The 250-nt window shown below is 56.0% G+C and carries 1 protein-coding gene; it reads right to left on the bottom strand.

From position 1 onward, the window contains the following. Positions 1-66: 66 nt before the first annotated feature. Positions 67-250, bottom strand: a 184-nt coding sequence (gene zapE, locus V0R37_RS22855; RefSeq protein ID WP_420376657.1) for an AFG1/ZapE family ATPase, incomplete at its 5' end; no start/stop codon positions are given.

Raw genomic sequence — 250 nt, 5'->3', positions numbered from 1 at the left:
ACAAGTTAAGTGCCATCTTCACTTTTCTCGCACGCCCTTGGCATCGCACCCAGGCTACAGAGGCTCTCAGGGTTTATGCGGCAGCGCCAGATACTCCCGCGACTGCATCTCCTGCAAGCGAGACAGCGTCCGCTGAAATTCGAAGGTCAGCTTGCCGTCACTGTAAAGCGACTCGACGGGCACTTCTGCCGACATCAAGAGCTTGACGCCCCGATCATAAAACTCGTCCACCATATTGATGAAGCGGCGC

The organism is Pollutimonas rozaliensis (genome assembly GCF_048751585.1).
Taxonomy (GTDB): domain Bacteria; phylum Pseudomonadota; class Gammaproteobacteria; order Burkholderiales; family Burkholderiaceae_B.
The sequence above is the reverse complement of the archived record's forward strand: the minus strand, read 5'-3'. Positions and strand labels throughout refer to the sequence as shown.